The organism is Pseudomonas sp. TUM22785 (assembly GCF_028198105.1).
Classification (GTDB): domain Bacteria; phylum Pseudomonadota; class Gammaproteobacteria; order Pseudomonadales; family Pseudomonadaceae; genus Metapseudomonas; species Metapseudomonas solani.
On the sequence record NZ_CP116239.1, the window covers coordinates 1451782 to 1472867 of the forward strand.

Sequence of the window (21086 nt, forward strand, 5' to 3'; positions counted from 1 at the left end):
CCGGAGGCTCACCATGCACACGCCAACCCGCGGCGCCTCGCGCGGCCGCCAGGTGACCGCTGCCGTCATCGGCAACGCCCTCGAGTGGTACGACTTCATCGTCTATGGCTTCCTGGCCAGCATCATCGCCAGGCTCTTCTTCCCGTCCGACAACGAATACACCTCGTTGCTGATGGCCCTGGCCACCTTCGGTGTCGGCTTCTTCATGCGCCCGGTGGGGGGCGTGCTGCTGGGGCTGTATGCCGACCGCAAGGGACGCAAGGCGGCCATGCAGCTGATCATCCTGCTGATGACCCTCTCCATCGCCCTGATCGCCTTCGCCCCGGACTACGCCGCCGTCGGCCTGGGCGCGCCGCTGCTGATCGTGGTCGCGCGGATGATCCAGGGCTTCGCCACCGGCGGCGAGTACGCCAGCGCCACGGCCTTCCTGGTGGAGTGCGCGCCGGCCAACCGCCGTGGCCTCTACGGCTCCTGGCAGCTGTTCGGCCAATGCCTGGCGGTGTTCGCCGGCTCCGGGATGGGGGCCCTGGTCACCCACACCCTCTCGCCGGAGGCGCTGGACAGCTGGGGTTGGCGCCTGCCCTTCGTCATCGGCCTGCTGATCGGCCCGGTGGGGCTGTGGATGCGCCGGCACATGGAGGAGACCGAAGCCTTCCTCGAAAGCCGCGCCAGCCAGGGTGGGGAGAACCTCAGCCTGGGGCGGATGCTGCGGGACAACCGGCGCGCCGTGCTGGTGACCCTGGGCAACACCATCAGCGGCACCGTGGCCTTCTATGTGGTGCTGGTGAACATGCCCACCTTCGCCCACAAGCAGCTCGGCCTGCCCCTGGACCAGGTGTTCATGGTGCAGATGGCGGCCGTGGCGCTGATGACCCTGGTGATCCCCATCGCCGGCGCACTCTCCGACCTCTACGGTCGGCGGCCGGTGCTGCTGGCGGGCACCTTCGCCTTCCTCGTGCTGGTCTACCCGCTATTCAACTGGGTCGCGGCGGCGCCGGGCCTGGAGCGCCTGCTGGTGATGCAGCTGCTGCTGTGCGCCTCGATCGGCACCCTCTACGGGCCGGGCCCCACCGCCGGCGCCGAGCAGTTCCCCACCGGCGTGCGTTCCACCGGGCTGGCGCTGTCCAATAACCTGGGGGTGATGCTCTTCGGCGGCTTCGCGCCCTTCATCGTCACCTGGCTGACCCAGGTCACCGCCGACCCGGTGGCCCCGGCCTACTACGTGCTGTTCGCCGCCAGCATCGGGCTGGTCTCGGCCTGGTACCTGCGCGAAGGTGCACCCGCTGCACTGGAGCGCCGCGAGCGCCGCCGGCTGCTCGCTCAATCCACCCGGAGCCTCGTCGAATGAGCCGTTTCGAATACCCCCTCGCCGAGCTGGCTGTGCAGGCGGCGAGCAGCGAGATCGTCGCCCTCGGCGCGCTGGCGCTGTCCGAGGCCATCCGTACCCGGCAGCTGTCCTGCCGGGAGGTGATGCAGGCCTACCTGGAACAGATCCACCGCCTCAACCCACGGGTCAACGCCCTGGTGGGCGTGCGGCCGGACGAACACCTGCTGGCCGAGGCCGAGCAGCGCGACCGCCTGCTGGCCCAGGGGCAGTGGCTTGGCTGGATGCACGGCATGCCCCAGGCGCCCAAGGACCTGGCCGCCGTCGCCGGCATGGTCACCAGCTTCGGCTCGCCGCTGTTCGCCGGGCAGGTGACCGCTCAGGATGCCCATGTGGTGGCCCGCGCCCGCGCCGCCGGGGCGATCTTCATCGGTCGCAGCAACACCCCGGAGTTCGGCCTCGGCTCGCACACCTACAACCGCGTCCACGGCACCACCGGCAATGCCTACGACCCGGGGCTCAGCGCCGGGGGCAGCAGCGGCGGGGCGGCGGTGGCCCTGGCGTTGCGCATGCTGCCGGTGGCCGATGGCAGCGACATGATGGGCTCGCTGCGCAACCCCGCCGCCTTCAACAACGTCTATGGCCTGCGCCCGTCCCAGGGGCGGGTGCCGCTGGGGCCGACGCCGGAGCTGTTCGCCCAGCAACTGGCCACCGAAGGGCCCATGGGGCGCAGCGTGGCCGATGTCGCCGCCTTGCTGCGCACCCAGGCGGGCTATGCGGCGGGGGCGCCGCTGTCGCTGAACACCGGGGACGACCTGGCCGGCTCGCTGGAGCACGACGTGCGCGGCCTGCGCATCGGCTGGCTGGGCGACCTGGGCGGCCACCTGCCCATGGAGCCGGGGCTGCTCGGCCTGTGTGAAACGGCGCTGGATGATTTCCGTGCCCTCGGCTGCGAGGTGGAGCCGTGCAGCGTGGCGTTCGACCCGGAGCGGCTCTGGCGCTGCTGGTTGGTGCATCGCCACTGGCTGATCGCCGGCAGCCTGGGCCAGGCTCATGCCGACCCGGCCAGCCGCGCGCAGCTCAAGCCGGAAGCCATTTGGGAAGTGGAGGGCGGGCTGCGCCTGTCGGCCCGGGACGTCTTCCAGGCCTCGCTGGACCGCAGCGACTGGTACCGCGCCTTGCTGGCGCTGTACGAGCGTTACGACTACCTGCTGCTGCCGTGCACCCAGGTGTTTCCATTCGATGCAACGCAGCACTGGCCGCAGGCCATCGATGGCCGGGCCATGGACAGCTACCACCGCTGGATGGAAGTGGTGGTGGGCGTGACCCTGGCGGGCCTGCCGGCCATGAGCGTGCCGGCGGGGTTCGGCGCCAATGGGCTGCCCATCGGGCTGCAGCTGGTGGGGCCGCCCCGTGGCGACCTGGCCGTGCTGCAACTGGCCCACGCCCACGAGTTGCACACGCAGTGGGTGCAGCGGCGCCCACCGGCGTTGCTCGGTGGCGCCTGAGGGGCGTGCAGCGGGTGGGTCCGTATCTTGCTGTTGTCGGCCGGTGCCTCGGTTGGCGGGGTGATGGAGGCGGGTATGCAAAGCAGAGAAGCAGGCGGCACCGTACGGTCGGTGGAGCGCGCCCTGGCCATCGTCGAGCTGCTGGGGGAACACGATTCGCTCGGGCTGGAGGAGCTGCACTACCTGACCGGGCTGCCCAAGGCCACGGTCTCGCGCCTGCTGCACACCTTGCTGGACCGGGGCTGGCTCTACCGGGGCCTGTGCGACCGGCGTTACCGGCTCAGTGCGCAGCGCCTGTTCGGTGACCCGGACCAGCGCTTCGCCCGCCAGCTGGTGGAGCTGGCATCGCCCCTGCTCAGCGAGCTGGCCGAGCGCACCGGGCTGGTGGCCGACCTGTCGTTCTTCGATGGCGACGACCTGCACGTGGTGGAAAGCGCGGTGCCCGAGGTGCTGCGCCGGCGCTACCCGGCCAACCGCCTGGTGGTGGGGCTGAAGGCCAGCCTCGCCGATTCGGCCATGGGCCGCGCCTGCCTGGCCGCCCTGGACGGTGAACAGCTGCAACGCCTCGCCGAACGCCATGCGCTGCCGGGCGAAGCGCTGCTGCTCGCCCATCGGCAGACCCACGACCAGGGCTTCGGCGAGCGCATCGAGGGCTCCTGGGAGTACTCGGTGCGCCTGCCCTTCCTGATCCGCGCCATGGCCTTGCCGGTGCACCGCCAGGGGCGCCTGGTGGGCAGCGTGGCCCTGCATTGGCCACGGGACCAGGACAGCGTCGAGTGCGTCAGCCGGCGCCACCTGGACGACCTCGCTGACGCCGTCGACGACCTGCAACGCAGCCTCGGCTGAAACCACTGGCGTCACTCCGCCGCCCCGTTCCGTGGGGCGGAACCCAATTCGATTGCCCTTCCCGGTCCCGGGTCGACAATGGAGCCTGCCCGTCCGGACGGCATCCACCTCATCCAGAACAACAAGAAGGACATGAGATGAACATGCTCGAAAAGGGCCTGGCGGGTCTCGCCTGCCTCACGCTCGCCGGCCTGTGCCAGGGCGGCACCTTCCTCGAAGACAGCAAGCTCGCCGTGCGCTACAGCCAGTACTACTGGAAGGAGAGCAACGGCGGCGAAGTCGGCCCCGTGCGGGACGAATGGGTGCAGGCCACGCTGCTCAGCTTCAATTCCGGCTGGTACCGCGAGGTGCTCGGCTTCGACTACGCCTACGGCCTGGCCAACGACCTGCATGTGGGCAGCGATGCCACCAGCATCAGCAACCTCGAGGCGGGCCATTCGGTGCAGTCGCCCCACGGCATCGCCAAGCCGATCGAGGCCTACCTGCGCGCCCGCCTGGAGGGCGAGCCGGGCGAGCTGCAACTGGGCGTCGGCAAGAAGAGCCGGCGCTACGGCCAGTACCAGGACGAACTCTTCAGCCGCATCCTGCCGCCCTCCACCCTGGGCGCGGATGTGGAGTTCCGCCGCCCCGGCCTGGAGCTGCGTTACAGCCGCATCAACGGCTTCAGCGCGCGCAACGAGTCGGGCTGGGCGGATGACCTGAGCAACTTCCGCGGGCAGAAGATCGACGCCCTGCACCTGTTCGCCCTGGGTATGGAACTGCCCGGGCTCGTCGCGTTGAAGCTGGAGTACAGCGAGTCGGAGGACTACCTGCGGGTGGGCTCGGCGAAGGTCGAGCGCAGCTTCGGCCTGGGCGGCGAGCGCTTCCTCGATCTCTACGCCACCCTCGGTGCCCAGCAGGACGCCGGGCGCCTGTTCGAGCGCGAGGGCGTGCGTGGGCTGTACGACGCGGACGCCTCGCACCGGGCGCGCTACCTCGACCTCTCCGCGCGCATGCGCTGGCCGCACCATTACCTGGGCATGACCTGGAACAAGGTGCGTGGCGACGACTTCGACCGCTTCTTCTTCAGCCAGGACCACGGCACCTGGAACAGCAGCGCCAAGCTGTTCTACCTGTTCGGTGTCGAAGACGAGGAGATGTTCAAGCTGGTGGCCGGCACCGACTTCTCGGCCCTTGGCCTGCCACGCCTGCGCCTGGACAGCCACTACGCCTTCTCCGACCACGCCGCTGGCTACGACGGCTTCTCCCGGCGGGAATTCCAGAGCGTGCTGCAATACCGCTTCGCCGGGTTGCTGGATGGCCTGAGCCTGATCTGGCTGCACAACGAGTTCCACACCAAGGGGCGTGCCGACGGGGTGACCCGCTTCACCCCCTCGCGGGGGCCCGCCGGGATCATCACCCACAATGCGGAACGCCTGTATTTGAACTACGTCTATAGCTTCTGATCGGTTGGCCGGGGTCTTCCCGGCCGCCTCCCACCCTGAGCGCCAGCCGCCCCGGCGCTCGCGGTTTGCAGGCGCAACGGCTGCCGGTTAAGGTGGCGCGATTGTGCGACAGGAGCCTGCATGTCCAAGTTAATTCCCCTGATTCCCGCCCTGCTCGGCGCCCTTGCGCTGCCAGTGCAGGCCGACTGGTACCTGGACAACGAGTCCTCGCGCCTGTCCTTCATCTCCACCAAGGGCGGCAACCTTTCCGAGGTGCATCGCTTCCTCACCCTGCACGGCACCATCGCCGACAGTGGCAAGGCGCACCTGCGTGTCGAGCTGGAGTCGGTGAGCACCGGTATCCCGCTGCGGGACCAGCGCCTGCGCGACCTGTTCTTCGAGATCGAGCGCAACCCCGAGGCGGAGGTCTTCGCCCAGCTCGACCTGCGCCCCATCACCGACCTGGCTCCCGGCGCCCAGCTGGAATTGCGCCTGCCGTTGAAGGTGAAGCTGCATGGCCGCGAGCACGACTACAGCACCGAGCTGCTGGCCACGCGCCTGGATGACCGCCGCTTCCAGGTGGTGACCCTGGCGCCGCTGGTGCTGCAGGTGGAGGACTTCGGCCTCACCGACTCCCTCGGCATGCTGCGCGAAATGGCCGGCCTGCCTTCCATCAGCCTCTCGGTGCCGGTAGGGGCCGTGCTGATCTTCACCGCGCGCTGATGGGCCACATCTTCCCCTGGAAGGCCGGCAACCGCTTCGAGCTGCTGATCGACGGGCCGCAGTTCTTCCCGGCGATGCTCACCGATATCGCCCGCGCCGAGCACCATGTGTCCCTGGAGCTCTACCTGGTGGAAGACGGGCGCTGCAGCGAGGCTCTGGCCGAGGCGCTGTGCCTGGCGGCGCAGCGCGGGGTGAAGGTGCGTTGCCTGTTCGACGGTTTCGGCAGCAAGAAGCTCGGCTCGGCCCTGCGCGAGCGCATGGTGCTGGCCGGCGTGCAGCTGCAGTTCTACAACCCGCTGCGCTGGCGGCGCGGGGTGCGCAACTTCTACCGCGACCACCGCAAGATCCTGGTCGTGGACGACCGTGTCGCCTATGTGGGCGGCACCGGTTCCACCGACGAGTTCTGGCAGCCCCAGGAGCCCGAAAGCCGCTGGCACGAGGCGATGGTCGCCATCGAGGGGCCGCTGGTGGTGCACTGGAAGCTGATCTTCGACTACCAATGGCTGGCCAACCTGCACCGGCGCCCCTGGCGCCCCGACGAGGCACCGGGCCTGGCGCGCCTGCCACCGCAACCCTCGGCCGGTATCGGCATGGGCCGGGTGGCCTACGCCGACGCCCGCCAGCACTTGGATATCGTGCAGTCCCTGGTGCGCAGCATCCGCAACGCCAAGACGCGCATCTGGCTGGCCACGCCCTATTTCCTGCCCAGCTGGAAGGTCCGCCGGGCGCTGCTCAAGGCCGCGCGGCGGGGCGTCGACGTGCGCCTGCTGCTCACCAGCCGCAACACCGACCACCCGCCGGTACGCTTCGCCGGCCAGCGCTACTACCCGCGCCTGCTGCGTGCCGGGCTGCGCATCTTCGAATACCAGCCGCGCTTCCTGCACCTGAAGATGGTGCTGGTGGACGATTGGGTCAGCGTTGGCTCCTGCAACTTCGACCACTGGAACTTGCGCTTCAACCTGGAAGCCAACCTGGAAGCGCTGGACCGCCACTTCACCGCCCAGGTGGTCGCCAGCCTGAGCCGCGACTTCGACGACAGCCGCGAGATCACCCTCGACGCCTGGCACGCGCGGCCCTTGATCAAGCGCTTCTACCAGCGGCTCTGGGGCTGGCTCGACCGCCTCGCCGTCAACCTGCTGGACCGTCGCCGCTAGCCGAACCTTTGTCGGGTGTCGGCGTGCCCCGCGCGCCGGCTACTCTGCTGTGCATAACCACAACAAGAGATGCGCCCATGCGCCGTCCGCTGCCCACCCTGTCACTCCTCGCCTTGCTGCTGTCCGGCTGCTCCACCCCCGGGGCCTTCTTCGGTGCCAGCGATGGGCCGGCCTTCGCCGCGCGCACGCCCAGCGACGCCGACCATGCGCTGGTCTACCTCTACCGGCCGCAAAGCGACTGGGCCGACCAGGAGCTGGAGGCGCCGGGCCTGTTCCTCAACGGCGAGCTGATCGGCGCGCTGCCCAGCAACGGCTACCTGCCCCTGGAATTCGAGACCGCCAGCTACCGCCTGGAGATGCGCCGGCCGCTGCTGGGCAGCTACTGGACCTTCTTCGCCGGCGGCCCGCTGGACTTCACCGAGATCACCAGCTTCGCCCTCGACGCCGAGGCCGGCGCCACCTACTACCTGCGCTACGACGAACTCAACCCGCCGCCGCGCAACGCCGAGCTGCCGCCCCAGGGCGACGGCCCGCTGCAACTGGTGGGCACGGCGCTGGGCGCCAGCGAGATCGCCGCCACCCACGAGGTGCAGCCGCTGCAGCGCTTCGGTTCCGCCGGCGAGCCGCTGGACGATCTGTAGTAGCCGCCTGTTACCCGGCGTGGGGAGGGCGGGCGGATACTTCGTCTACCCTTTGAATCCTCGAAGGCCCTACACGGAGGAACCCGCCATGGCGGCGAAGAAGATCCTGATGCTGGTTGGCGACTACGTCGAAGACTACGAAACCATGGTGCCCTTCCAGGCCCTGTCCATGGTCGGCCACACCGTGCACGCGGTATGCCCGGACAAGCGCGCCGGCCAGAGCGTGCGCACGGCCATCCACGATTTCGAGGGCGACCAGACCTACAGCGAGAAGCCGGGGCACAACTTCGCCCTCAACTTCGATTTCGACAAGGTTCGCGCCGAGGACTACGACGCCCTGGTGGTACCCGGTGGCCGCTCCCCCGAATACCTGCGCCTGAACGCCCGGGTGATCGAGCTGGTGAAAGCCTTCGACGCCGCCAAGAAACCCATCGCCGCCGTCTGCCACGGCGCCCAGCTGCTGGCCGCCGCCGGTGTGCTCAAGGGCCGCGCCTGCAGCGCCTACCCGGCCTGCGGCCCGGAAGTGACCCTGGCCGGTGGCGAATACGTGGACATCCCGGTGGACCAGGCTCACGTCGACGGCCACCTGGTCACCGCCCCCGCCTGGCCGGCGCATCCGGCCTGGCTGGCGAAATTCCTCGAAGTGCTGGGCACCCGTATCACCCTGTAAGGGGCGAGCCTGCGTTCCGGGGATCAGTGGATTCCCGGGGCCGCCTGCGGCGCCGTTTGATGGGTTTCGCTTCGCTCTACACCATCCTACGAAGGCCACCCCGTATGGTGTGCCGCGCACAGAGCGCTGATGCGCACATCAATGTGAGGGGCGGGCAAAGAGTTGGAGCAGCGGCCAAATGCCCCCTTTCAGGAGGCCGAACGCAGTCGTTGCGCAGGGGGACGAGTGGCATGGATGCCACGAGAGGCGCGACTGGCCATGGATGGCCCTTCGCGCCGGCCCCCGGAGCAGCGATGGAGTGAGGGAAGTCTGGCGACAGCCAGACCCGTATGTCGGGGGCGAGTTTTTTGGTTCCTTTTCAACGATTGGAAAAGGGACTCGCCCGGGTGGGCGAAACCAAAAGTATCAGCAAAGCTCGATAATCAGCTGGGCTCTAAGATCCTCCAGCAACACTTACCGTAGATATCACCCCATAAGGGGTGTTCGATGCAGAATGGCGCTGCTGCGCACCGCTTGTTTTCAGGGCACACCCGAGAAAGGAACCCGCTCCATGTGCGAACTTTATGTAAAGGCCGACCCGATCCTCTACGAGTCCCGCTCGCGCTCGCTGCGCATCCGTGGCGTGGTGACCACGCTGCGCCTGGAGAACCAGTTCTGGGACATCCTGCGGGAGATCGCCGAGGTGGACGGCATGACCACCAACCAGCTGATCGCCAAGCTCTACGAGGAAGTCATGGACTACCGCGGCGAGGTGGTGAACTTCGCCTCCTTCCTGCGGGTGAGCTGCACCCGCTACCTGGCCCAGCGCAGCGCGCCGGTCAACCTGGCGGTCTTGCCGCGACGGGCTGGCTGAAACTTGCGGCGGTCGGCGGAATTCCCTGACTGGTCGGTCTAGGCTGTTCGCGCGCGTGGCAGGGATGCCTTGGCCGCGCGTCTACCAGTCGCCGTCGTGGCTGGAGCCCAGATCCCAGGAGTTTTCTTCATGGCTGCCAAACGCCTCATTTCCGCTTCCCTTCTCGCTGCCAGCCTGCTGGCCGGCACCAGCGCTTTCGCTGACCCGTCCCTGGCCGAGCGCCGTGCCATCACCGCCTACCAGGAAGGCCCCTACGTCGAGCAACTGAAGGCCATCCAGACCGCCGCTGGTTTCGAGGTGCCGGTGGACGTGCAGTGGAACAGCATCGCGCTGCCCGACCAGTCGCAGAACTACACCCAGGACGGTTTCTGGAAGCAGGTCTACTTCACCCCGCTGGAGAAGGCCTTCGCCTCCGTGGCCGTGGACGACATGGGCAAGCAAGCACTCAAGGCCAAGCTGAGCAAGGTGGTGGTGCGTTATGACGAAGCCACCGCGCCCTCCAGCAACTACCCCGAAGGCGTGGCCTTCGACGGCGGCGTGCTGAGCCTGAACTTCAAGCCCTACACCAACGTCGACGACGTCGATGCCCGCGCCGAAGCCATCCAGAAGGCGCTGGAAGCCAAGCTCTGATCCCGCCGGGTCGGCCCCTGCCAGGGCCGACCCTCTCCCACACGAGTGGGCTTTTGCGCAGAGCGTCGCGGCGTTTAAGCTGCGTCATCCCCTCCGCTCGGCGCGCCCCCGATGTACAAGCTGCCCACCACGGCCACCGCGCCGTTCTGCCCCTCTGCCGTCAGCCACAGCGTGGCGGTGCCGGCCAACGCGTCCCTGGGGCGCAAGCTCATGCTCTTCGTCGGCCCCGGCCTGCTGGTGTCGGTGGGCTACATGGACCCGGGCAACTGGGCGACGGCCATCGAGGCCGGTTCGCGCTTCGGCTATGCGCTGCTGTTCGTGGTGGTGCTGGCGAGCCTCTCGGGCATGCTGCTGCAAAGCCTCTGCTCGCGCCTGGGCATCGCCACCGGGCGTGATCTGGCGCAGCTCTCGCGGGAGCGCTACCGCCCCGGCGTGGCGCGTGGGCAGTGGGTGCTCGCCGAGCTGTCGATCATCGCCACCGACCTGGCCGAGGTGCTGGGTGCGGCGCTGGCCTTCCACCTGCTGCTGGGCGTTTCCATCACCACCGGCGTGGTGCTGACCGCCTTCGACACGCTGATCGTGCTGGCCCTGCAAGGCGCCAACTTCCGCCGCCTGGAAGCCATCGTGCTGGGGTTGATCACCACCATAGGCGCGTGTTTCTTCGTCGAGCTGATGCTGATCAAACCCTACTGGCCGGACGTCGCCGCCGGGCTGCGGCCGTCCTGGGACGTGCTCTCCAGCCAGGAGCCGCTGTACCTGGCGATCGGCATCCTCGGCGCCACGGTGATGCCGCATAACCTCTACCTGCACTCGTCGGTGGTGCAGACCCGGGTCAACGGCGACGACGAGGCGAGCAAGCGCAGCGCCATCCGCTTCGCCCGTTTCGACACCATCGGCTCGCTGTCCCTGGCGCTGCTGGTCAACGCGGCGATCATGATCCTCGCGGCGGCGGCCTTCCACGGCAGCGGCCATACCGAGGTGGTGGAGATCCAGGACGCCTACCACCTGCTCGACCCGCTGGTGGGCGGCGCGCTGGCCAGCTTCCTGTTCGGCTTCGCCCTGCTGGCGGCGGGGCAGAGCTCCACCTTCACCGGCACCATCGCCGGCCAGGTGGTGATGGAGGGCTTCCTGCAGGCGAAGATCCCCTGCTGGCAGCGGCGCCTGATCACCCGCGCCCTGGCGCTGGTGCCGGCGCTGATCGGCGTGGTCTGGCTGGGGGACAGCGCGGTGGGCAAGCTGCTGGTGCTGAGCCAGGTGGTGTTGAGCCTGCAGCTGCCCTTCGCCCTGTGGCCCCTGATCCGCTTCACCAGCGACCCGGCGCTGATGGGCCCCTTCGCCAACAGCCGCCTGGTGGCCACTGTCGCCTGGAGCCTGTTCGGGCTGATTTCCCTGGCCAACCTGACGTTGCTGTATTTCTGGATGGCCTGATAAGCACCAGCAACTAGGGGGCGTTCACCTGGGGGCATCCACCGAGCGCCTGCAGCTCATCCAGGGGCACACCCGCCTGGGCGAAGGATTCGCAGCCGGCCGGCAGCGTGGGCAGGACCGGCGCCCGTTCGGCGACGACGGTGTCTGGGGACTGCTCCGCACCCCGGGACGCGCGCCCCTGGATCACCAGCTCGCCCACCTGGGCGCCTCGCCGCAGCAGCAAGCGATCGCGCTGCACTTCAAGCACTTCGATGCCACCGGGCAGCCGGACACCGGCCTGCACGGTCAGCAGGGTGGTGTCGTCGAGGCTGACGGAGGCCGTGCCCTGGCCGTCGCCCCGGCTGAAGACGCTGTACAGGCGCCAGCCGTCGAGGCCGACCAGGGGGCGCAGCGGGGGAGGGGGTTGCAGCGACAGCGGGGCGGGCTCGGCGAGCAGTGCCCCCGGCAGTTGCACCGCCAGGGCGGGGGCGCTCGCCAACAGGGCCGCCAGCAGCGCCAGGCTGCGGCGACCCGGGTGCGGGCTAGGGCGCGGTGCTGCTGGCACGTTGCTCGGCATTGGCGCTGAACAGGTTGAGGTTGCGGCTCTGCAGCAGCGGGAACAGCCCGTTGTCGTTGAGCGTCAGCCCGTACCACTTCTGGTTGGCGCCGCCGGTGCAGCCGTAGGTGATCAGCTTGCCGCGGCCGTCGGTGAGGTAGCCCCCGGAGAGGTCCATGCAGCGGCTGCCGTACTTGAGTTGCGGCAGGGCGGAGAGGTCCCAGGCCTGGGCGTCCACCTGGCTGTCACAGGGGCTGAGGCCGATGTCGCCGCTGGCGGTCAGGCACTGCGCCGGCTGGGCGGCGCTGTGGATGCGGCCGCTGGCGTCGACCCGCCATTTCTCCTCGAGTCCCCCGGTGCACTGGGCCTTGGCGGCGACGTAGGGCTTCCAGGCGCCATCGGCCTGCTCAATGCGCACGCAGTTGCCGTTGTTCATCGTCATCAGCTGGGCCGCTGGCAGCAGCGGGGTGGGGTCGAGCTGCAGGGTGGCCAGCAGGGTGTCGAGGGCCTTGGCGGCCTCGGCGTCACTGGCCAGGCGGCTGCCGTAGGCGTCCAGCCAGCGGTTCAGGCGCAGGGCCTTGGCCTGCTGTTCGTTGAGGCGCTGCAGCACCTGCTGGGCTGTGCCGGAGAGGCCGTCGGGGCTGTCGCTGTAGCTGTCGTAGAGCACCCGGGCCTCGCCCTTGAGGGCCGGCACCGCCTGCCCGGCGAGTGCGGCCAGGGCGTTGTCGAGCTTGGGCAGCTCTTCGTTGCGCAGGGCGTCGAAGCGTGCGTCACGGCCGACGATGACGGCCGGCGCCATGGCGGGCAGGCCCTGGGGAATGATCAGGCTGGCCAGCTCGGTGGTGGCGGCTCCAGCCGTGTCGCGGCACTGCAGGGCCGCCGCGGTGGGCTGCTCGGCCTGCGCCAGGTTGACGTGCAGCTTGTTGGCGTTGCTGCCCAGGCGGGTCGGGGCGACGGCGATGCGCTGGGTCGCGCCGCTGGCGAAGCTGACCTCCAGCCAGCATTGCTGGCTGGTGGCCGCGGCGTTCGGTGCTGGCAGGTCGTAGACCTGGCCCCAGTTGCCGCGCAGCGCCGGGTAGAGCACGGCGTCGTGGGTGACCGGGTCGTAGCCGCCGAGCAGGGTGATGACCGGGACGCCGAACAGCCGCGGCTTGCGGTAGTTGCCGTCGGCGCTGTTGTACCAGACGTTGCTGGAGGTCGGCGTCTTCGGCTGGAACACCTCCATCTTGCGGGTGCTGGCGTCCCACTTGCGGTAGCCGGTGGCGGAATCCGCCGCCCAGACCGCGCGGTTCAGCGCCGGCTGGATCTTCTGCCGGGTGCTGTAGCCGGTGTAGTGGGTGTAGTGCGACAGGCCGCTGGCGTAGTTGCCGCCGGCCATGGCGTCGGTGGCGAAGCTGTAGGCATCGACGTAGATGGGCATGCCGTTGAGGCCGCCGGTCTTGGCGCGGGTCCAGTGCAGGTTGGCGCGCATGCGCTTGCGGTAGGCGATGTAACCCCAGCCGCTGTCGTGGTGATGGCCGGACCAGAAGTAGTTGTCGCCGCTCTGCCCCGGGTAGTGGCCCAGGCCGTAGTGGTGGCCGATCTCGTGGCTGAATTCGTTACCCACCGAGTCGATCAGCGTGAGGATGCCGTTGCCGCCGCTGAGACCGTGGTTGACGGGGCCGTTGGCGTACTGGCCACGGGCATGGTGGATGACCGCCGAGTTGGTCAGCTGCGGCTGCTCCTGGCTGGCCATGCCGGCGCTGGTGATGCCCCAGTTGGCCAGGTTGATGCCGGTGCTGAAGGTGGACTTGGCGGTGTTCTCGCGCATGTCGCCGCTGTAGACGTCACCGGTGGTGGCGCTGACCTGGCCGAGGTCGGCGTCGTAGATCGTGCCGTTGGCCACCATCACCTTGCGCAGCAGCACGTTCTCGTACTGGCTGGCCACCAGGCGGGCGATGGGCACGGTCTGGAAGTAGTCGGTGGCGGCTTGTGCCGGCTGGCTGTTGAACCAGTGCTGGCCGCCCGGAACCTCGTTGCTCAGCATGCCGATGCGGATGGCCTGGACCAGCAGCTCGGCGGGCGGGGCGAAGTCGAAGGCTTCGGCGCTGCGCTGGCCGGTGCGGCCCTGGTCATCGCTGACCTGCAGGCTCATGCCGGGCACCACCCAGCTCCAGGGCAGCACGGCGGACCAGGCGCGGCGCGAATAGACCACGTCGGGGCGGGCGTCGCTGCCGGTGCGGTCGGCACGGTAGAGCTCGTCGGGGTGGCGCAGGGCGAGTTCACCCTTGAGGGCGCCGTCCACCAGCACCTGCACGCGCATGGACCTGGGCAGCGGTTGCTCCGGGGCCGGGGTGACCAGCAGCAGGGCTTCGCGCTCGCTGGTCAGGCGCGGCATGTTCTTCGCTTCGTTGTCCTGCGGGTCCACCGAGTGGCTCTGCACGAACTGCAGCATGGCGGCGAGGGTTCCGTTCAGGTCGTTGCGCACGGGGCGGGTCTGGCCATCGGCGGTCTGGTCGTAGAAGCCCAAGGCGTTCACCTCGTCGACCACGGCTGCGCTCGGCTCGGGGAAGCGGTCGCCCGGTGGCGTGACCGGTGGGGTCACAGGCGGGGTGACGGGGGGCGTGACCGGTTCTTCGGGGCTGCCGGTATCGGGCGGGGTGCCCGGCTGGGTGGGCGGGGTGGTGACGGTGTTGGAGCCGCCCGAGCCGGCGCTGCTGCCCCCGCCACCTCCGCCGCCGCCCAGGTCCAGGCAGCCGGCCAGGCTCAGCAATCCGTAGATAAGAACGATCTTGCGCAACATGTTCCCTCGCTTGTTCCGGTTCGGCGTTGTTGTGGTTATTCGGTCGTCGGACTACAGGGCGGTCACCTGGCCACGGTGGCTGGGCAGGCTGGCCGGCAGGTTGTGCAGGGCGCGTTCGGCCAGCTCCGCCTGGGGGTAGTCGCCGTAGAACATGCGGTACCAGTCCCGGCCATCGCGCTGCGTGCGCTGGATGCGCAGGGGCTCCCCGGGGTGACGGGCCATCAGCGCGCGCATGTATTGCTCGCTGCTGCCCTCGATGAGGTTGATGCTGAAACGCTGCGCCACCACCGGTGCGGGTGCTGGTTTGGGGGCGGGTGCCGCGGCTGGTTCCGGCGCCTTGGCCGGTGGCGCGACGCTCGCTGCGACAGGTTGGATGGGGCTCTCGCTGGGCGCGGCATAGGCGCGCACGGCCGCGGCCTCGGGGGCGGCTGCTGGAGCGGGCGCTGGAGCGGGAGCCGGGCGGGACGGCGGAGTGGCCGCCGGGCCTTGCTGCACAGCCGGCTGGAACAGTTGCAGCGGCTGCTGGGGCAGGGCGCGCTGGTTGTCCTGGCCCGCCAGTTGCCGCAGGTCCTGGTACTTCTCCTGGCTCAGGTCGGCCAGGCGCGGGCCGTCGCGCACCACCCGGGGGCGCAGGAAGACCATCAGGTTGCGCTTGACGTTGACGTCCTTGCTGGAGCGGAACAGCCCGCCGAGCAGCGGTATGTCGCCCAGCAACGGCACCTTGCTTTCGCTGCGGGTGACGTCGTCCTGGATCAGCCCGCCGAGCACGATCACCTGGCCGTTGTCGGCCAGCACCGTGCTCTTGATCATGCGTTTGTTGGTGACCAGGTCCACCGCCCGGGAGGCGGCGCCGGTACTGGGGGCGATGGAGGAGATTTCCTGCTCGATCACCAGGCGCAGGGTGCCGCCTTCGTTGATGTGCGGGGTGACCTTGAGGGTGACGCCGACATCCTTGCGCTCGATGGTGGTGAAGGGGTTGTTGGAGCCGGCGGCGTCGGTGGTGTAGGAGCCGGTCTGGAAGGGCACGTTCTGGCCGACGAGGATTTCCGCCTGCTGGTTGTCGAGGGTGAGCAGGCTCGGCGTGGACAGCAGGTTGCTGTGGCCGCTGGCCGAGAGGGCGGTGATCAGGGCGCCGAAGTTGTCGTTGCCGATGCCGACGATGGCACCGTCGGGCAGGCTGATCGGCGTCTTGGCTTCGATGGCGCCGAGCAGGGTGCCCACCGACAACCCGGTGTTGCTGAAGTTGGTGCCGCCGATGGGGCTGCCGTCGGAGCGGCCGTCGATGGCCCATTGCACGCCGAGGGCTTCGCTGACGTCGCCGGACATCTCGACGATGGCCGCTTCCACCAGCACCTGGGCCCGGGGCACGTCGAGCTGCTGCACGAGTTCTTCCAACTGGCCGACCATGTCCGGCTCGGCCATCAGGATGAGGGCGTTGAGCCCCTCGTCGGCGCGGATCAGCACCGGCGCCTGGGTGGTGGTGGGTGAGGTGGCGCCGCGCAGCTGCTCGGAGAGTTCGCCGAGGGTCTTGGCCAGGTCCTTGGCGTCGCCGTGGCGCAGGCGCACCACCCGGGTATTGGCCGCGCGGATGGGGGCGGTGTCCAGTTGCTTGGCCATGCGCAGCAGGCGTTCGCGGGCTTCGGGCGGACCGAGCAGCAACAGGCGGTTGGTGCGCGGGTCGGCGATCACCTGGGCGTTGCCGTTGCCGGCGGCCTGGCCCCGGCGCAGGCTTTCCTGAAGCATCGCGGCCACGTCCTTGGCCCAGGCGTGCTGGAGGTCGTAGAACGCGCTGTCTTCGGCGCCGGCACGGTCGAGCTGGCCGATCAGGGTCATCAGCCGTTCGATGTTGGCGTGCTTGTCGCTGACGATCAGCGCATTGCTGGAGGGGATGGCTGCCAGGTGGCCGTTCTGCGGCACCAGCGGGCGGATCATCGGCAGCAGCTCGTTGACCGGGGTCTGCTGCACCTGGATCAGGCGTGTCTCGAAGGTTTCCGGCCCGCTGCCGGTGGGGCTGTTGGCAACGCTGCGGCCTTCGATGTCGGGCACGACGCGGGCCTGGTTACCCTGGGCCACCACCGTGTAGCCGTGGGTGCTCATCACCGACAGGAACAACTGGTAGACCTCGCTGAGGGTCAGCGGCGATTCGGAGAGGACGGTGACCCGGCCCTTGACGCGCGGGTCGAGCACCAGCGTTTGGCCGCTGATGCTGGCGACCTGCTCGGTGAAGTCGGCGATGTCGGCGTCGCGCAGGTTGATGGTCCAGCGCGCTTCGCTGGCGCTCTCGGCCGATGGCGCTGCAGCGGCCGTCGGTGCCGCCTCGCAGTGCAGCGATGGGAGGGTGAGGCAGGCGCATAGCGCCAGCAGCGGGCCGCAGGCCGCCAGGCGCCGGGGCAGGGATACGGGGGTGATCCGAAGCATGTGGAGAGCTCGACAGACATCCGCGCATCCGTGCGCCTTGCTGGTTTTTCTATGGAGGGCCCTGCCCTGGGCCGAGCGACTGGCGAGGATATGTAAAGTTGCACGCCTGTACTAAAAAACAGTGAGCAACTGTGTACAGTTTCACAGTATTAATCCTGACCAGTGGGGCATGTGCGACTGGTCCGCATATTTCAGAAAATCCCCGCATCTTTCCCGTCGTTGGCGGCTTTTCCCTTCGGTCGCTGTGCTGCCCACCGAGCGCCGGTAGATTTCCTGCGCCCATGAAAAAGCCCGGCACGGGGCCGGGCTTCTTGTATAGCGGGGAGGCTTACTTCACCTCCACCGCCAGGCTTTCGACGATCTTCTTGTTCCAGATCGCCGGGCCGGTGATGTGCACCGACTCGCCGTTGGTGTCGACGGCGACGGTGACCGGCATGTCCTTCACTTCGAACTCGTAGATCGCTTCCATGCCCAGTTCGGCGAAGGCCAGGACCTTGGACTTGCGGATCGCCTGGGCCACCAGGTAGGCGGCGCCGCCGACGGCCATCAGGTACACGGCCTTGTTGTCCTTGATCGCCTCGATGGCGATGGGGCCGCGCTCGGATTTGCCGATCATGCCCAGCAGGCCGGTCTGTTCGAGGATCTGGCGGGTGAATTTGTCCATGCGCGTGGCGGTGGTGGGGCCGGCGGGGCCGACCACTTCGTCACCCACCGGGTCGACCGGACCGACGTAATAGATGAAGCGGCCCTTGAGGTCCACCGGCAGCTGCTCACCCTTGTTGAGCATGTCGACCATGCGCTTGTGGGCGGCGTCGCGGCCGGTGAGCATCTTGCCGTTGAGCAGGACGGTCTCGCCCGGCTTCCAGCTCTGCACGTCTTCCGGGGTCAGGGTGTCGAGGTCGACACGGCGCGCGGACGGGCCGGCTTCCCAGACGATTTCCGGGTAGGCGTCCAGCGGCGGCGCTTGCAGTTCGGCCGGGCCGGAGCCGTCGAGCACGAAGTGGGCGTGACGGGTGGCGGCGCAGTTGGGGATCATGCACACCGGCAGGGACGCGGCGTGGGTCGGGTAGTCCATGATCTTCACGTCGAGCACGGTGGTCAGGCCGCCCAGGCCCTGGGCGCCGATGCCCAGCTGGTTGACCTTCTCGAACAGCTCCAGGCGCATTTCTTCGAGCTTGTTCTGCGGGCCGCGGGCTTTCAGCTCATGGATGTCGATGGACTCCATCAGCACTTCCTTGGCCATTACCGCGGCCTTCTCGGCGGTACCGCCGATGCCGATGCCGAGCATGCCCGGCGGGCACCAGCCGGCGCCCATGGTGGGGACGGTCTTCAGCACCCAGTCGACGATGGAGTCGGAGGGGTTGAGCATGGCCATCTTCGATTTGTTCTCGGAGCCGCCGCCCTTGGCCGCCACGTCCACTTCCACGGTGTTGCCGGGAACGATGGAGTAGTGGATGACCGCCGGGGTGTTGTCCTTGGTGTTCTTACGCGCACCGGCCGGGTCGGCCAGGATGGAGGCGCGCAGGACGTTCTCCGGCAGGTTGTAGGCGCGGCGCACGCCTTCGTTGATCATGTCGTCGACGCTCAGGGTGGCGCCATCCCAGCGCACGTCCATGCCCACGCGCACGAACACGGTGACGATGCCGGTGTCCTGGCAGATCGGGCGGTGGCCGGTGGCGCACATGCGCGAGTTGATCAGGATCTGCGCCATGGAGTCGCGCGCGGCGGGCGACTCCTCGCGCAGGTAGGCCTCGTGCATGGCCTGGATGAAATCGACGGGGTGGTAATAGGAGATGAATTGCAGGGCGTCGGCGACGCTCTGTATCAGGTCGTCCTGTTTGATCACGGTCATGGGGCGCGCTCCTCTTGAATTCGGGAACATCGGGAAGCGCCGGACCACGACCCGGCGCGCATTCTGATTGGGGGTGAAAATGGCGCGGAAGTATACCGCGTGCTCAAGCGCGGGCACACCCGCCGACAGTCGACCTTGGTCGCTGATCGCCCGTGCGCGTCCCCTAGGTTTTTTGTGATCACGCGCGTACAGTGGCGGCATCGTGCCAGCACGGGACGGAGCCCATGAGCACAGCGAGTCAACGGGTCACCCATAGAGCGCTGCAAAGCCTGCTGCTGAAACGCTTCGGCATGGCGGCGGCTACCTATGCGCTTGCCCTGGCGCTGTTCTGGATCGCCGTGCTGGGTGACCTGTACCAGGCCTCGATGACCAGTGCCCTGGCCGCCTGCGGGCTGATCGTGCTGTCGCAGGTGTGCTTCCTGTTCATCTTCCTCAGCGGCCGCAACCTGGAGTTCCGTGATCCCAGCCTGACCGAAGCGCAGGTGCTGGTGGCCCTCGCCTGGCACACCCTGCTGCTGTCCGACCTGGAGGGCGCCCGGGGCGCACTGCTGGTGGTCTATGTACTGATCATGCTGTTCGGCGTGTTCCAGCTGCAGCCCAGGGTTTTCGTACGCTGTGCGGCCATCGGCTTCTTCGCCTTCACCGGGCTCAACCTGTGGGAGGCGTACCAGATGCGCCTCGCCGATCCGGCCCTGGCGGTGCTGCAGGTGTGCGCGTTGTTCGTGGTGCTGTCCTGGCTGACCCTGTTCGCCAGCTATGTGCAGGCCCTGCGCCAGCGCATGCGCCAACGCCGCTTCGCCCTGCAGGCGCACCAGGACACCCTGCGCGGCATGATGCGCCAGCTGGAAGACCTGGTGGCCACCGACGAGCTGACCGGGCTGTTCAACCGCCGGCATTTCCTGCGCCTGGCCACCCGCGAGCTGGACGGCCTGGCCCCTGGTCGCCAGCACGGGCTGGCACTGATCGACCTCGACCACTTCAAGCGCATCAACGACGTTCATGGCCACGCCGCCGGCGATCGCGTGCTGCAGACCTTCGCCGCCGTGGCGCGGGCCTGCCTGCGCGATGGCGACACCCTGGCGCGCTACGGTGGCGAGGAGTTCGTCCTGCTGCTGCCCAACTGCGATGCCGACCGCCTTACCGCCTGCTGCGAGCGCCTGCGCGAAGCCTTCGCCAGTGCCGAGCCGGTGGGCGTCGAGGTGGACGGGCTGAGCCTGTCCGCCGGCATGACGCTGCTGGGCATCCAGGATGATCTGGATGATGCGCTGCAGCGGGCCGATCAGGCACTCTATCGGGCCAAACGTGGCGGACGTAACCGCTGCGCTGCTGCGTGGGAGGAGCAGGGTGCCTGAAATAGAGGTTGCGGGTAGACGCTGGACCGTACCACCGTCCAGCAACCTGCTGGACCAGCTCAACGCCGCCGGATGCAAGGTGCCCTTCAGTTGCCGGGCCGGCAGTTGCCATGCCTGCCTGGTGCGCTGCCTGGCCGGTGAGCCGCTCGATGCCCGCCCCGAAGCGCTGGACCCCGAGCGCCGCGCCGAGGGCTGGCGCCTGGCTTGCCAGTGCCAGGTGGTGGGTGACCTGGTGGTGGAAGCCTTCGACCCGCAACGCGATGGCATCCCCGCCGAGGTGGTGGCGCTGGACTGGCTGGGCGATGTGGCGCGGCTGCGCCTGCGTCCCCAACGGCCGTTGCGCTACAGCGCCGGCCAGCACCTGCTGCTGTGGAGCGCCGAGGGCATCGCCCGGCCCTATTCCCTGGCCAGCGTGCCGGGGGAGGAACCCTGGCTGGAATTCCATATCGACTGCCGCCAACCCGGCGCCTTCGCCGATGCGCTGCGCCAGTTGGGTGTCGGCGGCACGCTGCGCCTGGGCGAACTGCGCGGCGGCGCGTTGCACTACGACCCGGACTGGGCCGGCCGCCCGCTGCTGATCCTCGCCTCGGGCACCGGCCTGGCGCCGCTCTGGGGCATTCTCCGCGAGGCCTTGCGCCAGCATCACCAGGGCGCGATACGCGTCATTCACCTGGCCCATGACCCGGCCGCGCATTACCTCGCCGAGCCCCTGCGGGTCCTGGCCGCGCGCCACGACAGCCTGCGCGTCGAACTGACGACCCCGGCGCAGCTGCAAGGTGTTTTGGCCGATCTCCGGCTTGTTTCGCGCCAGACCGTCGCCTTACTCTGCGGCAGCCCCGCCAGCGTCGAAGACTTCGCGCGCCGCCTCTATCTGGCCGGCGTGCCACGCAACCAACTGCTGGCCGACGTATTCCTGAGCCGCTCCTTCTAAGGCGGCCACCGCCGA

Annotated in this window: 17 protein-coding genes; 13 read left to right on the forward strand and 4 right to left on the reverse strand. The window is 68.7% G+C overall.

Annotation, left to right across the window (positions count from 1 at the left end; all coding sequences use genetic code 11):
- The first annotated feature begins 13 nt into the window (after positions 1–13).
- The 11 genes from PI990_RS06830 to PI990_RS06880 all read left to right on the forward strand — a co-directional run bounded on the left by PI990_RS06830 (position 14) and on the right by PI990_RS06880 (position 11201).
- The gene (locus PI990_RS06830) at positions 14–1348 is read left to right on the forward strand and encodes a citrate-proton symporter (RefSeq protein WP_271660159.1); all 1335 of its coding nucleotides are present in this window, start codon (positions 14–16) and stop codon (positions 1346–1348) included.
- Positions 1345–2832: an amidase gene (locus PI990_RS06835; protein ID WP_271660160.1), complete on the forward strand. Its 1488-nt coding sequence runs from the start codon at positions 1345–1347 to the stop codon at positions 2830–2832. The genes PI990_RS06830 and PI990_RS06835 overlap by 4 nt, the downstream gene beginning before the upstream one ends.
- Positions 2833–2907: 75 nt before the next feature.
- Positions 2908–3678 (forward strand): IclR family transcriptional regulator, encoded by a 771-nt coding sequence (locus PI990_RS06840; RefSeq protein WP_271660161.1) that lies wholly within the window; start codon positions 2908–2910, stop codon positions 3676–3678.
- 137 nt (positions 3679–3815) lie between these two features.
- The gene (locus tag PI990_RS06845; RefSeq protein WP_271660162.1) at positions 3816–5123 is read left to right on the forward strand and encodes an OprD family outer membrane porin; all 1308 of its coding nucleotides are present in this window, start codon (positions 3816–3818) and stop codon (positions 5121–5123) included.
- Between the two features lie 120 nt (positions 5124–5243).
- A complete protein-coding gene (locus PI990_RS06850; RefSeq protein WP_184488749.1) occupies positions 5244–5825 on the forward strand; it encodes a YceI family protein in 582 nt (193 codons plus the stop codon).
- The gene (locus tag PI990_RS06855) at positions 5822–6979 is read left to right on the forward strand and encodes a phospholipase D-like domain-containing protein (RefSeq protein WP_184488771.1); all 1158 of its coding nucleotides are present in this window, start codon (positions 5822–5824) and stop codon (positions 6977–6979) included. The genes PI990_RS06850 and PI990_RS06855 overlap by 4 nt, the downstream gene beginning before the upstream one ends.
- Before the next feature lie 77 nt (positions 6980–7056).
- On the forward strand, positions 7057–7620 hold the full coding sequence (locus PI990_RS06860) for a DUF2846 domain-containing protein (RefSeq protein ID WP_271660163.1): 564 nt from the start codon (positions 7057–7059) through the stop codon (positions 7618–7620).
- 88 nt (positions 7621–7708) lie between these two features.
- Positions 7709–8290, forward strand: a complete 582-nt coding sequence (locus tag PI990_RS06865) for a DJ-1/PfpI family protein (RefSeq protein WP_263400466.1) — start codon at positions 7709–7711, stop codon at positions 8288–8290.
- A 550-nt stretch (positions 8291–8840) separates the two neighbouring features.
- Positions 8841–9143, forward strand: coding sequence for a ribbon-helix-helix domain-containing protein (locus PI990_RS06870; protein ID WP_021218680.1), 303 nt, complete (start codon positions 8841–8843; stop codon positions 9141–9143).
- 129 nt (positions 9144–9272) lie between these two features.
- Positions 9273–9773, forward strand: coding sequence for a hypothetical protein (locus PI990_RS06875; RefSeq protein WP_021218681.1), 501 nt, complete (start codon positions 9273–9275; stop codon positions 9771–9773).
- A 171-nt stretch (positions 9774–9944) separates the two neighbouring features.
- Positions 9945–11201: an Nramp family divalent metal transporter gene (locus PI990_RS06880; RefSeq protein WP_271661272.1), complete on the forward strand. Its 1257-nt coding sequence runs from the start codon at positions 9945–9947 to the stop codon at positions 11199–11201.
- A gap of 13 nt (positions 11202–11214) precedes the next feature.
- On the opposite strand, the gene PI990_RS06885 is transcribed toward PI990_RS06880, so the two are convergent.
- The 4 genes from PI990_RS06885 to PI990_RS06900 form a co-directional block, all read right to left on the reverse strand.
- On the reverse strand, positions 11215–11745 hold the full coding sequence (locus PI990_RS06885) for a hypothetical protein (protein ID WP_271660164.1): 531 nt from the start codon (positions 11743–11745) through the stop codon (positions 11215–11217).
- Complete coding sequence (locus PI990_RS06890) at positions 11723–14518, reverse strand: M66 family metalloprotease (RefSeq protein ID WP_271660165.1); 2796 nt, start codon at positions 14516–14518, stop codon at positions 11723–11725. The genes PI990_RS06885 and PI990_RS06890 overlap by 23 nt, the downstream gene beginning before the upstream one ends.
- Positions 14519–14569: 51 nt before the next feature.
- Positions 14570–16936 (reverse strand): type II secretion system secretin GspD, encoded by a 2367-nt coding sequence (gspD, locus tag PI990_RS06895; RefSeq protein ID WP_442969319.1) that lies wholly within the window; start codon positions 16934–16936, stop codon positions 14570–14572.
- Between the two features lie 328 nt (positions 16937–17264).
- Positions 17265–18788: a fumarate hydratase gene (locus PI990_RS06900; protein WP_021218686.1), complete on the reverse strand. Its 1524-nt coding sequence runs from the start codon at positions 18786–18788 to the stop codon at positions 17265–17267.
- Between the two features lie 224 nt (positions 18789–19012).
- Between PI990_RS06900 and PI990_RS06905 the strand changes: the two genes are divergently transcribed.
- Together PI990_RS06905 and PI990_RS06910 are read left to right on the forward strand one after the other, a co-directional pair.
- Positions 19013–20140: a GGDEF domain-containing protein gene (locus tag PI990_RS06905; RefSeq protein ID WP_184488756.1), complete on the forward strand. Its 1128-nt coding sequence runs from the start codon at positions 19013–19015 to the stop codon at positions 20138–20140.
- Positions 20133–21071, forward strand: coding sequence for an iron-sulfur-binding ferredoxin reductase (locus PI990_RS06910; RefSeq protein ID WP_271660166.1), 939 nt, complete (start codon positions 20133–20135; stop codon positions 21069–21071). Before PI990_RS06905 ends, PI990_RS06910 begins: the two co-directional genes overlap by 8 nt.
- Positions 21072–21086: the final 15 nt, after the last annotated feature.